Below are 12,346 nucleotides of genomic sequence, written 5' to 3' on the forward strand. Positions count from 1 at the left end.
GAGCATCATGGACTACCTCGCCTATCTCCTTCCCTTGTTTCAGCCGCAGGTCCTTTGGGCGATCGCTCTGGGCACGCTGGGCGGGATTGTCATCGGTGCCCTCCCCGGACTGACGGCGACGATGGGCGTGGCGCTGCTGATCCCGCTGACCTTCGGCATGCCGCCTGTCATGGGCATCAACATGCTGATCGGGATTTATATCGGTGGCATCTATGGTGGCTGCATTTCGGCCATTCTGCTGCGCACCCCCGGCACCCCCGCTTCGGCCGCAACCGTGCTCGACGGCTATCCGATGGCTAGGAATGGCGAGGCCGGCAAGGCACTCGGAATGGCAACCATAGCCTCCGCCTGCGGGATGCTCTTTGCCTCGATCGTGCTTGCCACGCTTGCCCCGCAGCTTGCAGGTGTCGCGCTGAAGTTCGGCGCGCCCGAATATTTTGCCCTGGCGCTCTTCGGCCTGACCATCATCGCCTCCCTTTCCGGCGATATCCTGAAAGGTGCCATTTCCGGCTGCCTGGGCGTCCTGATATCCTGTGTCGGCGCCGATCCGATCTCCGGTGTGCTGCGTTACACCTTCGGCGTTTCAGGCTTTGCCTCCGGCTTTTCCTTCACCCCGGCGCTGATCGGGCTCTTCGCGCTTTCGGAGGTCTTCACCCAGCTCGAACGTCTCGGCAGAACGGAAGAAACGCCGGCTAAAGTATCGGGACGCTGGCCGTCCTATCAGGATATGCGCGAAAGCGCGAATGCCCTTGTCCGCGGGTCTTTGATCGGAACGATCATCGGCGTCATTCCGGGCACGGGTTCCGGTACCGCCTCCTGGATTTCCTACAACGAGGCACGGCGAACCTCGAAGACGCCGGAGCGCTTCGGCACCGGCTACGCGCCGGGCATTGCCGCGACCGAAAGCGCCAACAGCGCCGTTTGTGCCGGCGCGCTCATTCCGCTCCTGGCGCTCGGCATTCCCGGCGATGTCGTCACCGCCGTCCTGATGGGCGGGCTGATGATCCAGGGACTGGCGCCTGGACCCATGCTGTTCGAAACACGGCCGGACATCATCGTCGGGATTTTCGGCGGCACCTTCCTGGCGACGATCTTCATGTTCGTCTTCGGTATGATGCTGATCCCGATCGCTTCCAAGATCCTGCTCGTGCCGCGCCGTATCCTCACCATGTCCATCGTCGTCTTCTGCTTCATCGGCTCCTTCGCGATCAATCTCAATCCCGTCGACCTCTATACGATGGTTGGTTTCGGCATTCTGGGTTGGGGTATGCAGAAATACGGCTTCTCGCAGGCGGCGTTATGCATCGCCCTCATTCTTGGCCCATTGGCGGAAGCAAATCTGAGACGCGGACTGCTGCAGACCGGCGATGATCTGGTCGCCTTCGTTTCCGGGCCGATCACCCTGCTCTTCCTCGGACTTACGGTGATTTCGCTCGCCCTCCCCTATTTACAAGCCCGCCGCGCCAAACGCGCCGCGGCCTGATCCCACGGAGTGACCATGAACAAATCGGCTTACGTCGCCCTCGTTACCTGTTTCAACGAGGACGAAACCATCAATTTCGAAGCCACGCGCGCGCAGACGCGCCGCCAGATCGCGGCGGGAAACAACATTCTGTGCGCCGGCACCAACGGTGATTTTTCCGCGCTCACCTTCGAGGAAAAAGTGCGCCTGACGGAAGAAGTCGTCGACGAAGTCGCCGGCAAGGTGAAGGTGATCGTCAATGCAGGCATGCCGGCCACCTTCGAAACGCTGAAATTAGCTCGTGAATTCGACCGAATCGGTGTCGATGGTATCGCTGTCATTACCCCTTTTTTCATTTCTTGTACGCAGGAAGGCCTGATCCGGCATTTCACCAGCGTCGCGGACGCCGTGAAGATCCCGATCTATCTCTACGATATACCGGCACGCACCCAGAACCACATCGAGCCGGAAACGGCACGGATTCTCGCCGCCCATGGTAATATCGCCGGCATCAAGGATTCCGGCGGCTCCCAGGAGACGCTGGCGGCCTATATGACTGTCGGTCGCGAGATGGCTGGTTTCGATATCTATTCCGGTCCGGATCATCTGGTGCTGTGGTCGATGGAAAACGGCGCGGCGGGCTGTATTTCCGGTCTCGGCAATGTGCTGCCGGATGTGCTCGCGGGCATCGTCAACGCCTATAATAGCGGCGACATGGATGAGGCGCGGCGCTGCCAGGAAATCTACACAAATTTCCGCACGGATCTTTATGCGCTCGGCTTTCCGCCGGCTCTTGTGAAGCGTTCGCTCTATCTGATGGACGACTCCGTCGGTGCAAGCCGTCAACCCGCCCTGCTGCCCAATCCGCAACAGGATGGTAAAATCCTCGACATTCTCAAGAAATATGGGCTTGCATGATGACGGTGATCCTCACGACATCGCCGGGTTTCGGCAAATATGGGCGTGTGCCGCACAGGCTGCAGGAACTGGGCTGGGAACTGATACGCTGCGTCGACACCAGCAAGCCTGATGGCGGCGTTTCGGATCATATCGCCCGCGCCGACTATATGGTCGTCGGGCTGGTTCCGGTAACGGACGCGATGCTGGACGGGGCGACCAAACTCAAGGCCGTTCTCAAGCATGGGGTCGGTGTCGACAATATCGACATTCCCGCCTGCACTGCGCGCGGCCTGCCGGTCGCCAACACGCCTGGCGCCAATGCCGATGCCGTCGCCGAACTCGCGATCGGCATGATGCTATGCCTTGCCCGCAATATTCCCGGCGGTCACAGCAGTGTCGTGACGGGCGGCTGGGACCGCAGGGTTGGCAGCCAGATCGGCGGCAAGGTGCTCGGTATCGTCGGCCTCGGCAATATCGGCCGGTCGCTTGCCCGTATGGCACACGGGCTCGGCATGCAGGTCATCGCAACCGACCCCTATGCCGACAAGGCCTTTGCAGCCGCAAACCAGATCGAGCTCGTTGAACTCGACGCGCTCCTGTCGCGCGCCGATTATGTGTCGCTGCATGTGTTCGGCGGTGCCGGCAACGCCTCGCTTGTCGATGCCGAAAAACTGGCGCTGATGAAGCCGACTGCCTGCCTGCTCAATCTGGCCCGCGGCGAAGTGGTCGATCTTGATGCTCTGGCGGCAGCACTTCATCAAAACCGGCTCGGTGGGGCGGCAATCGATGCCTATGTCAGCGAACCGCCTGACATCTCCCATCCGATCTTTTCCCATCCCCACGTGGTCTTCATGCCGCATTCAGGCGCCGACACGCTGGAAGCGACCGAAAATGTCGGACTGATGAACATTGCCGATATCGAAGAGCTGATGGTTGGCGGACGCCCGCGCCGCGTTCTCAATCCGGAAGTCTTTGGAGCGTAAAATTGGACCGTATAGCAATTATCGACCTTATCGATTTTGCAGAAGCGCTGTTCAGTGCTGCCGGGCTGGCGCATGACAAGGCTGAGGCCGTTGCCGCCTATCTTGTCGAGGCCGATGCCCTCGGCCACACCACCCATGGCCTGGCGCTTGCGCCATGGTACCTGCAAAGCATCGCCGACGGCGTCATGACGAAAGATGGCGCGCCGGAGGTGTTGTCCGACAAAGGGCCGGCGATCTGCTGGCGCGGACGCAGGTTGCCCGGCGCCTGGCTGACCTCCGAGGGCGTGAAACTGGCCTCGGCCCGCGCCAGGCAGTATGGTACGGCGACGCTCGTCATCGGCGATAGCCATCATATCGGTGCGCTGGCCGCCTATCTGCCGATCGCCACCGACCAGGGTCTGATGGTCTCCATCGCCTCATCATCGCCGTCCGGCGCGCAAGTCGCACCCTTTGGAGGCACGACTGGCGTTTTCACGCCGGATCCTGTGGCCTATGGCATTCCAACGCCGGACGAGCCGATCCTCATCGATATCTCCGCATCGATCACCACCGTCAACATGGCGCAGCGGCTGATCCGCGAGGGAAGGCGCTACGATGCGAACTGGCTGATGGAGGCCGACGGCACCCCGACCAGCGACCCGCACGCCGTGACGCGCGGCGGTACGCTTCTGCCCACCGGCGGCCGCGATCACGGGCAGAAAGGCTATGGCATGGCGCTTTCGGTCGAAGCGGTCACGCAAGGGCTTGCCGGTTATGGCCGGGCGGATTCCCCGAAAGGCACGAATGCGGCCGTGACCATCAGCGTTTACGATCCGGCAGCCTTCGGCGGTCGTGACGCCTTCCTCAAGCAGACCGGCTGGCTGACCGATGCCTGCAGGGCATCCACTCGGCTTCCGGGCGGCGCGCCTGTCCGGCTGCCCGGTCAGGCGGCACTTGCCCGCAAGCGCGAAGCTCTGGCTGAAGGGGTAAAGCTTTATCCCGGTATCCTGGCATCCCTGCTGACCGAAGCGAAAAAATACGGCGTCACGCCACCGAAGACGATCCGCGCCTGAGATCGAGAAGCGATCCTCCGAACAGGCGTTCGCGGGAATGCACGAGGTGATCATGCATCAGGCGCCGGGCGGCATCGCCGTTCCCGTCCCTGATGGCGACAAAAAGCGCGCTGTGCTCATTGAAGACCTCGCGCAGGCCCTTGGGTCCATCGGACATCAGCGACTTTCCGTGCATCTTCATGCCGACCGCGATGTGTTCGCGAAGAGCCCGCATCGACGCCTCGAAATAGTGATTGCCGGTAGCGGTCATAACCGCCAGGTGAAAAGCGAAATCGGCGTCTTCGCGATGCTGATGTGAAAGTGTCGCCGCATCCATCAACTTCAATGCCGATTCCATGGCTCCCAGATCGTCTTCGCTTCGTCTTTCAGCGGCAAGGCCTGCGGCTTCGGTTTCGAGATTGATACGGAATTCATAGCAGCGCTGGATGTCGGCAATGGTTTCGACCCTGGCGTAACCGAGGGCCTGGCCCTGCGGTGCGCGGACATAACTGCCGGCGCCCTGCCGGGAATAAACCAGCCCTTCACTGCGCAGCCGCTCGAGCGCCGTGCGCAGGACGGGGCGGGAGACGCCGAACTCTTCGCTGAGGTGAAGTTCCGGCGGAAGTTTGGAATTCGTCGCATAATCGCCATTGCAGATCCGCGCGTAAAGCATGTGATAGACACGCTCGGCCAGGGCAGGCTTGGGGCGCGACCGGCCACTTTTCCCTGTATCTTCTGACGAATTGTCAACCGACATGAGAAGCTCCTTTATGACCAGTCTATCCCGCAGGATTCCATGAAATCAATGTTTTCAACGATATTGGCCAGGCAATTCAAATCGCCGAATCCCCCCGATTTCGTAGCAATCATGAGTTTTTTGTCACCAATTTTGCCAAACCCGACGGGAACGCCTGGCGAAAGCTCGCCTTCCAGCGTCATGACGTCGATGCCGGCGGTGGCAAGGACCGCATCCGCCGTTTCGCCGCCGCAGCACAGGAGCGATCCGACGCCCTGACCGAGGAGACGGCAGGCGGTTTGGGAAAAATTTTGATTGGCTTGATGGCCACTGATCACTTCGTCCGATGGCAGCATCTGCAGGATGGTTATGGCTGATCCTTCTGCGATATCAGCCGATGCGGCGCCATTCGGAGCGCCGATCCACGACGGATTTGCCCTTTCCTTGAGCTGCATGATCTGTTCAAGCGTGATCGGATCACGCGAACCGATGGCCAGTAGCGCCGGCGCACGAAGGCGCGGCGCCCGCCGCCCGAGATCCGCCTCTGGCGCGAGAGTGCGCGCCAGTGCCGTGCTCAAGCCAGCGGCGCCAACCAGCATATCGGCCGCGCCGGCTGCCGTTACGATCTGTTGCAGATCTGCGCCGTTTGCGGCATCCGGTGCGAGAACGGTCAGGCCTGTTTCCCGGAAAAGACCGGCAATTCCTACTGTCTCGGTGAGCCCCCTGCCCTTGACCACTCCATTGTGAACGATGCGGCCCTGTGCCGGGATTGCAGGACAGACAACAATGCGGCTTGCGGCGCATGCTCCGGCCACGACGAGCACCTCCACCGCGACATGTCCCTTCATCCGCGAATCGATCTTCTTGAATATCTGTCGCGGCGTGCCGATACCAGCACGCATAGCCGAGCGCATCACCTGCGCGACCGCGGCGCGGGCCGCCTCGGCACTACCCTCCCGCGATGCTGTGGACACCGACACGACGTCCGCCTGCCGGGCGAATGCGGCATCCAGATGCTGAGGGCGGCACGCAATGACGGTTTTCAGGCCGCGCACGGCAAACGGCACGGCGCTGTCGAGCGCCCCGGTCAGGTCATCGGCTATGATCAGAAGCTTCGTCATGACGGCTCATATCCTGCGCACGCTGCATCGCCATACAGCATATATACAAATTTTGAATAATTCCAACATTTGTGGCGGTCTTTATGAAAAAGATTCAATGAAATCATTGTAAAGCAGAATGTAATTGGGTTGACATTTTGTAAAATCATGGGGCAAATAGTCTGACCAGAAGCAGGAGAAATACCATGTCAGCGCCGACCGCCCGCAAGCCCTTCGTGATCACCATGGGCGATCCCTCCGGCGTTGGGGCCGAAGTTGCCGTGAAGGCGCTGGCGAGCCTGCCCGCCGCCGAGCGGAGCCGCTATGCAATCATTGGCGACCTTCCGACATTGGAGCGTGCGCGTGCCGCCTGTGGTGTCGATCTGCCGTTCGATGCATCCACGGGTGCTGTCAAGGTGATCCATGTGCCGGTCGAGGGTCTGCCGGGACAGTTCGGAATCCTTTCCCCGCGTTGTGGCGAGGCCTCTTACCAATACATCAAGACGGCCGTCGATCTGACCAGATCAGGCGATGCCGCAGGTATCGTCACGGCTCCGATCAATAAGGAGGCGCTGAACGCCGCCGGCCATCACTATGATGGCCATACCGGCATGCTGGCCCACCTGACGGGCTGCACGTCCTCCTGGATGCTGCTTGCCTCCGAGCGGCTGAACGCCATCCATGTATCGACGCATGTATCGCTGAAGGACGCGATCGAGCGCGCCACGCCCGAACGCGTCGCCGAGACGATCCGTGTCGGGCACAATCATTTCAGGCGCATGGGCGTTGAAAACCCGCGGATCGCGGTTGCCGGCATCAATCCACATTGCGGCGAAAATGGGCTTTTCGGGCGCGAGGATGATCTGCAGATCGCGCCGGGTGTGGCGATGGCCAAGGCCGAGGGGATCGATGTCGCCGGGCCGATTTCCGCCGATACCCTCTATCACAAGGCTTATCAGGGCGCCTTTGATCTGGTGGTGGCGCAATATCATGATCAGGGCCATATCCCGATCAAGCTCGTTGCCTTCGATACAGCCGTCAATGTTTCGCTCGGCCTGCCGATCGATCGCGTTTCAGTGGATCACGGTACAGCTTTCGACATCGCCGGCAAGGGTCTCGCCGATCATGTCAACATGCTCTCGGCGCTTGAATATGCCCGCAGACTGGAAGGCTGATCGGAGACCGCAATGGCCGCAAGTCGCAACGGCCGATCTTCGCATTAAACATGCGGCATCGGTCGAACGAATGGGCCGATCCCGATCAGCGTATCAAAAGCGCGGTACCGTAGAGTCCCAAGCCGAAAACCGTATGTGACACAAGATTGCGGACGCGCACCTGGCCGGCGTTCGAAAGCTTCGAGGCAGCCCAGCCAAGGCCGAGACCCGGCTGCAGCAGAAACCACCCTGCCCCGATCGTGACGATACTCGCGCAACTCGAAGCACTCGGCATCGCCCAGTGAAGCTACCTGAAAACACAACAATGCCGTGCGTCCTTTGGCAGCACGGCATTGCCATATCCTGAATTCAAGCAGCCACTTTCCCGCGCAGTGCCAACGCCAGATCCGGCCGGTCCGAAGTCAGCTGCCGTAATCCCTTGTTCAGCCAGAAAGCGATATCCGGCTCGCTGTTGGGCACCCATACGCCAAGCCGATCCAGCGGAAGCATCGCCGTTATCCGGTCCCATGCTGCGTCAAGCAGGGATTTTTCGATGGCAATGATATCGGCCACTCCCGAAAGACGACGAAGGGCCGGTTCGAGCCCGCCCAAGGTGACAGCCGATCCGACAGCCATCGATGCCAGCCGCCGCATATCGGGCGCGACATCACGGACCTCTTCAAGCGCTTGGGGCGTGAAGCCGGTGAGAATGCAGCGCTCTTCCATTCCCGCCTCGCGGATCGCTGCAACCGCTTTTTCCGCCAATCCGTTGTAGAGATCACCTGCCAGGGTATTTTTCAGTTCGATATGCAGTTCCATGTCGGTGTCCCTGAAAATATCGAGCACCTCCTCGAGAACCGGTACATGCTCGTCACAGCTCTCGCGCAGGATGGTATTGCGGCGCGCTTGCGGCGTAAGAGCCGCCACATCGCCGCTGCCAAAGGTCGTACGGTCGAGGCTTGCATCATGCAGGACGGCGATCTCTCCATGTGCGGTCAGGTGAATGTCGAATTCAACCGCGTCTACGCCCAGCATTGCAGTTTTGCGGAAACCGGAAAGGGAGTTTTCCGGCCAAAGATTGCGGGCACCACGATGTCCGGCGATCAGCGTCATATCTCGATCCTCGTTGGGGTAAGCGGCCGACAAACCGGCCCGGATTGGCATGCATCAGCGGATCGTCGGATCGAGCTGGTCACGCAACCAGTCCCCGAGAATGCTGATCGATAGCGTGGTGAACATGATGATCAAGGCGGGTGCAAGCATGATCCACGGCGCGGTGGTCAGATATTCGCGGCCGTAGCCCACCATGTTTCCAAGGCTCGTCATCGGCGGCTGTACGCCGAGACCCAGGAAGGACAGGCTGCTCTCGAGCAGGATGATCTCCGGAAAAGTCAGCGTCATGGAGACGATCAGCGTCGAGGCTATATTGGGCAGGATGTGCCTGAGATAGATGCGCGAAGGCTTGGCGCCGAGCTGCGTGACAGCGGCGGCATAGCCCTGCGCATTTGCTGAAATCGCCAGACCCCGGGTGATACGGGCATAGCGCTCCCATCCGTAGAAGCCCATCAGACAGGTGAGAAGCAAAACCGAATTGCCGAAGAAGGCAAGCACTGCCAACGACAGGATCAGGAATGGCAGTGCTGCCTGAAAATCAGCCAGCATCAGCACGACTTGCTCGACGATACCCCGGAAATGGGCTGCCAGAAAACCGAGAAAAGTTCCGACAAAGGCAGAGATCAACGTCGATCCGAAGGCGATCAGCAGGGAAATCCGGATGGATTCGATCAGCCGGGACAGCACGTCGCGGCCGAGTTCGTCGGTGCCGAGCAGATGCGCGGCATTGCCGGGCGGTGCAAGGCGGTTCTTCAGGTCGAAGGCAGTGATGTCATAGGGTCGAATGAAATCTGCTGTGAAGGCGATGATGATCATCGCCGCGATCCAGAGGAGTGCGATAACAACCAGGGAAGGCAGCCGTTCCTGACCGCTTTTTTCTGTCGTGACGGTGCCGGGTGCAAATGGGGTGTCGGTCATCGCATCCTCCTCAGGCTTTCGCCTGGTTGTTGCGCAGGCGCGGATCGAGAAATCCGTAGAGGAGATCGACGGCGAAATTGGAAGCGACCATCGTCGCTGCGACCAGGAGGAGGATGCATTGAACCACCGCAAGATCGCGGTTGGAGACGGCGACCACAAGCAGCCGGCCGACACCCGGCCACGAAAAGACGGACTCGACCACCACGGCGCCGGCGACAAGCGAGCCGACCATGAAACCGACGATGGTAACGACGGGAATGGCCGCATTCGGCAAGGCATGGCCACGCACCACCCTTGCCCAGGCAACGCCCTTTGCGCTGGCGGTGCGGATATAGGGCTGGCCGAGAACTTCGATCATGGCGCTGCGCGAAAAGCGCGCCAGAATGCCGGCCCCGCCAATGCTCATGGTCAGGATGGGCAGGATGGCATGGGCCCAACTGTCCTGCCCGCCGGAAGGCAGCCAGCCCAGCGTCACGGAAAAGATCAGCACGAGGATCAGCCCCAGCACGAAACTCGGCATGGTGAAGCCGGCGATCGCCCCCGCCATGACCATGCGGTCGATCAGGCTGTTGCGGTGCAGCGCCGCATAGATACCGGCGGGAATGCCAAGCGCAAGTTTCAGGATCAGGGCCGGTATGGTTAGTTGCAGGGTCGCGGGAATACGTTCCGCCACAAGTTGGATGGCCGATTGGCCGTCACGCATGGATACGCCCAAATCGCCTCGCATGATCGCACCGAAATAGCGCAGATATTGCTGCCAGATCGGATCATCGAGCCCCCAGTTCGTGCGAAAGGCGGCAATCGCTTCCGGCGGCGCATCGGGACCCATGATGATCTGCGCCGGGTCGCCCGACATGCGCAGGACGACGAAGGCGAATGTCACGACCAGAATGATGGTGATAAGGGCGCGGAATGTTCGAGTCAGCAGGAAAGCAAGCATTACATCGTCCGACCGGATGCTTCAGTAATCGGGGCAGAGCCCATGAGATGACAGGCGACGCTGCGACCTGTTTCGATCGACAGCAGTTCAGGCGTTTCGCTGCGGCAGCGGGCGATGGCATGGCGGCAGCGTGGATGAAAAGCACATCCTGTGGGTCGCGCTGCTGGGTTCGGCGGCTCTCCCTGCAGAATAATCCGTTGTTTCAGCGCAGTTCCCGCAACCGGTACGCTGGAAACCAGCGCTTGCGTATAGGGATGCAGCGGCCTGCGGAAAATCTCGTCCGAAGAGGCCTCCTCGACGATCCGCCCAAGATACATGACGGCGACCCGGTCGCTGATATTGCGCACCACTTTCAGATCATGGCTGATGAAAATCATCGCAATGCCTCGCTCCTCCTGGAGGTCGCGCAGGAGATTGACGACCTGCGCCTGGATGGAGACATCGAGGGCCGAAACCGCCTCGTCGCAAACCAGAAGTTCTGGATTGCAGGCGATGGCGCGGGCGATGACGACACGCTGGCGCTGGCCACCGGAGAGTTCATGCGGGTAACGCTCCGCCTGGTCCGCACGCAGCCCCACCGCCTTCATCAGTTCAGCCACGCGGGCTTTACGCTCCTCAGCCGATCCCATGGCGTGGATTTGCAGCGGCTCACCGATCTGGACGCCGACGGTAAGACGCCGGTCGAGTGCCGCGAGAGGATCTTGATAGACAAGTTGCATGCGTGCCCGCAAGCCGCGCCATTCATTGGTCTTTTCCTGCGGCATCCGGTTTCCGTCGAAGGACACCGTTCCCTCGGTCGGTTGTTCCAGACCCAGGACAAGCCGCCCGGTCGTCGACTTTCCCGAACCCGATTCACCGACAATGCCGAGCGTCGTCGCCCTTGCCAGTGAGAGGGAGACGCGGTCAACCGCACGTACGGCCGTAGCCGTCGAAAACGGGCCCCGGCGCGATGTATAAGTCTTGACGAGGTTTTCCGCGGCAAGAAATGCAGAATTCATATGAGTTCCAGTTCACTGCGCACTTTGGCGGATTTTTTGGATGAATGAGCGGATGCTTCATCTGAAACCGGATGAAAGCACGCCACGGCGCGATGTCCTTCAAGCTTGGACAGGACCGGAGGGGACGTCAGGCATTCGTCGGTGATATGGCCGCAACGCGGCGAGAAAGCACAGCCCTTGGGCAGCATGCCGGGTTGCGGCACCGTGCCCTCGACAGGCGTCAGGCGTTCGCGGCCACCATCCAGCCGCGGGATCGCCCCGAACAGGCCACGCGTATAGGGATGGCGCGGCGAGCGGAACAGGGCGGCCGTCGGACATTGTTCCACGATGCGGCCGGCATACATGACGCAGACACGCTCGCAGATTTCTGATACCGCGCCGAGATCATGGCTGATGAAGACGACCGCCATGCCGGTTTCAGCCCGCAGCCTCGCCAGAAGATCGAGGATCTGCGCCTGGATGGTGGCATCGAGTGCGGTCGTCGGTTCATCGGCGATCAGAAGATCAGGATTTCCGGCAAGCGCCATGGCGATCATCGCGCGCTGGTTCTGACCGCCCGAAAATTCATGCGGGTAATTATCGAGCCTGCGTCCCGCATCGGGCATCTCGACCAGTTCCAGAAGCCGTCTCGCTTCGGCGCGCGCCGCCTGCCCTGTCAGCCCGCGATGCAGCCGGACCGCCTCTTCGATCTGCCGCCCCACACGGATCACCGGGTTGAGCGAGCTCGACGGGTCCTGGAAGATCATGGCTATGCGCCGGCCACGAATGCTTTCAAGGTGGCGCTGCGATGCGATGACCAGATCGTCCTTTCCCAACATGACATGTCCTGAAATAGCAGCCTTCTTGGGCAGAAGGCCGAGCGCGGCAAGCCAGGTGACGGATTTGCCGCAACCGGATTCCCCGACGAGGCCAACGGCCTCGCCCTTTTCGATCGTCAGATCAATGCCGTGAAGAACCTGCACACCATCGAAAGCAACTTTCAGGTCCCTGATGTCGACCAGCGGCATATGA

The 12,346-nt window shown here is 60.7% G+C and carries 12 protein-coding genes and 1 pseudogene; 5 read left to right on the top strand and 8 right to left on the bottom strand.

The window, feature by feature from the left end:
• Nucleotides 1–7: 7 nt before the first annotated feature.
• The 4 genes from C5748_RS14050 to C5748_RS14065 are packed head-to-tail and all read left to right on the top strand — an operon-like array spanning nucleotide 8 to nucleotide 4,397.
• Entirely contained in the window at nucleotides 8–1,483 is a 1,476-nt protein-coding gene (locus C5748_RS14050; protein ID WP_105742558.1) for a tripartite tricarboxylate transporter permease, read from the top strand.
• Between the two features lie 15 nt (nucleotides 1,484–1,498).
• Nucleotides 1,499–2,380 carry a dihydrodipicolinate synthase family protein gene (locus C5748_RS14055; RefSeq protein ID WP_105742559.1) on the top strand — a complete coding sequence of 294 codons (882 nt, stop codon included), beginning with the start codon at nucleotides 1,499–1,501 and terminating at the stop codon, nucleotides 2,378–2,380.
• Nucleotides 2,377–3,345, top strand: coding sequence for a phosphoglycerate dehydrogenase (locus tag C5748_RS14060; RefSeq protein WP_245429112.1), 969 nt, complete (start codon nucleotides 2,377–2,379; stop codon nucleotides 3,343–3,345). The genes C5748_RS14055 and C5748_RS14060 overlap by 4 nt, the downstream gene beginning before the upstream one ends.
• A 2-nt stretch (nucleotides 3,346–3,347) precedes the next feature.
• Entirely contained in the window at nucleotides 3,348–4,397 is a 1,050-nt protein-coding gene (locus C5748_RS14065) for an Ldh family oxidoreductase (protein WP_105742560.1), read from the top strand.
• Here C5748_RS14065 and C5748_RS14070 read toward each other — a convergent pair.
• The gene (locus tag C5748_RS14070) at nucleotides 4,369–5,133 is read right to left on the bottom strand and encodes a FadR/GntR family transcriptional regulator (RefSeq protein ID WP_105742561.1); all 765 of its coding nucleotides are present in this window, start codon (nucleotides 5,131–5,133) and stop codon (nucleotides 4,369–4,371) included. The genes C5748_RS14065 and C5748_RS14070 overlap by 29 nt on opposite strands.
• Before the next feature lie 11 nt (nucleotides 5,134–5,144).
• On the bottom strand, nucleotides 5,145–6,233 hold the full coding sequence (locus C5748_RS14075) for a four-carbon acid sugar kinase family protein (RefSeq protein WP_105742562.1): 1,089 nt from the start codon (nucleotides 6,231–6,233) through the stop codon (nucleotides 5,145–5,147).
• A gap of 185 nt (nucleotides 6,234–6,418) precedes the next feature.
• Here C5748_RS14075 and pdxA point away from each other — a divergent pair, with 185 nt between their 5' ends.
• Entirely contained in the window at nucleotides 6,419–7,387 is a 969-nt protein-coding gene (pdxA, locus tag C5748_RS14080) for a 4-hydroxythreonine-4-phosphate dehydrogenase PdxA (RefSeq protein ID WP_245429114.1), read from the top strand.
• Nucleotides 7,388–7,472: 85 nt separating this feature from the next.
• Here pdxA and C5748_RS14085 read toward each other — a convergent pair.
• From C5748_RS14085 to C5748_RS14110, 6 genes and pseudogenes are all read right to left on the bottom strand, one after another.
• Nucleotides 7,473–7,634: pseudogene (locus C5748_RS14085) on the bottom strand (DUF2938 family protein); the annotation flags it as partial.
• Nucleotides 7,635–7,735: 101 nt separating this feature from the next.
• Complete coding sequence (locus C5748_RS14090; protein ID WP_105742564.1) at nucleotides 7,736–8,479, bottom strand: glycerophosphodiester phosphodiesterase family protein; 744 nt, start codon at nucleotides 8,477–8,479, stop codon at nucleotides 7,736–7,738.
• Between the two features lie 54 nt (nucleotides 8,480–8,533).
• Nucleotides 8,534–9,397: an ABC transporter permease gene (locus C5748_RS14095; RefSeq protein WP_105742565.1), complete on the bottom strand. Its 864-nt coding sequence runs from the start codon at nucleotides 9,395–9,397 to the stop codon at nucleotides 8,534–8,536.
• Nucleotides 9,398–9,407: 10 nt separating this feature from the next.
• Complete coding sequence (locus C5748_RS14100; protein WP_105742566.1) at nucleotides 9,408–10,337, bottom strand: ABC transporter permease; 930 nt, start codon at nucleotides 10,335–10,337, stop codon at nucleotides 9,408–9,410.
• Nucleotides 10,337–11,335, bottom strand: a complete 999-nt coding sequence (locus tag C5748_RS14105; protein ID WP_105742567.1) for an ABC transporter ATP-binding protein — start codon at nucleotides 11,333–11,335, stop codon at nucleotides 10,337–10,339. Before C5748_RS14105 ends, C5748_RS14100 begins: the two co-directional genes overlap by 1 nt.
• Nucleotides 11,332–12,342, bottom strand: a complete 1,011-nt coding sequence (locus tag C5748_RS14110; RefSeq protein ID WP_105742643.1) for an ABC transporter ATP-binding protein — start codon at nucleotides 12,340–12,342, stop codon at nucleotides 11,332–11,334. The genes C5748_RS14105 and C5748_RS14110 overlap by 4 nt, the downstream gene beginning before the upstream one ends.
• Nucleotides 12,343–12,346: the final 4 nt, after the last annotated feature.

Origin of the sequence: Phyllobacterium phragmitis, assembly GCF_002980495.1 — a bacterium.
GTDB lineage: Bacteria > Pseudomonadota > Alphaproteobacteria > Rhizobiales > Rhizobiaceae > Paramesorhizobium > Paramesorhizobium phragmitis.

Excerpts from the sequence above, each read along its gene's own strand:
- C5748_RS14095 (WP_105742565.1), bottom strand. The coding sequence starts at position 9,397 with ATGACCGACACCCCATTTGCACCCGGCACCGTCACGACAGAAAAAAGC.
- C5748_RS14055 (WP_105742559.1), top strand. The coding sequence starts at position 1,499 with ATGAACAAATCGGCTTACGTCGCCCTCGTTACCTGTTTCAACGAGGAC.
- C5748_RS14060 (WP_245429112.1), top strand. The coding sequence starts at position 2,377 with ATGATGACGGTGATCCTCACGACATCGCCGGGTTTCGGCAAATATGGG.
- C5748_RS14070 (WP_105742561.1), bottom strand. The coding sequence starts at position 5,133 with ATGTCGGTTGACAATTCGTCAGAAGATACAGGGAAAAGTGGCCGGTCG.
- C5748_RS14110 (WP_105742643.1), bottom strand. The coding sequence starts at position 12,342 with ATGCCGCTGGTCGACATCAGGGACCTGAAAGTTGCTTTCGATGGTGTG.
- C5748_RS14050 (WP_105742558.1), top strand. The coding sequence starts at position 8 with ATGGACTACCTCGCCTATCTCCTTCCCTTGTTTCAGCCGCAGGTCCTT.
- C5748_RS14075 (WP_105742562.1), bottom strand. The coding sequence starts at position 6,233 with ATGACGAAGCTTCTGATCATAGCCGATGACCTGACCGGGGCGCTCGAC.
- C5748_RS14105 (WP_105742567.1), bottom strand. The coding sequence starts at position 11,335 with ATGAATTCTGCATTTCTTGCCGCGGAAAACCTCGTCAAGACTTATACA.
- C5748_RS14100 (WP_105742566.1), bottom strand. The coding sequence starts at position 10,337 with ATGCTTGCTTTCCTGCTGACTCGAACATTCCGCGCCCTTATCACCATC.
- C5748_RS14090 (WP_105742564.1), bottom strand. The coding sequence starts at position 8,479 with ATGACGCTGATCGCCGGACATCGTGGTGCCCGCAATCTTTGGCCGGAA.
- pdxA (WP_245429114.1), top strand. The coding sequence starts at position 6,419 with ATGTCAGCGCCGACCGCCCGCAAGCCCTTCGTGATCACCATGGGCGAT.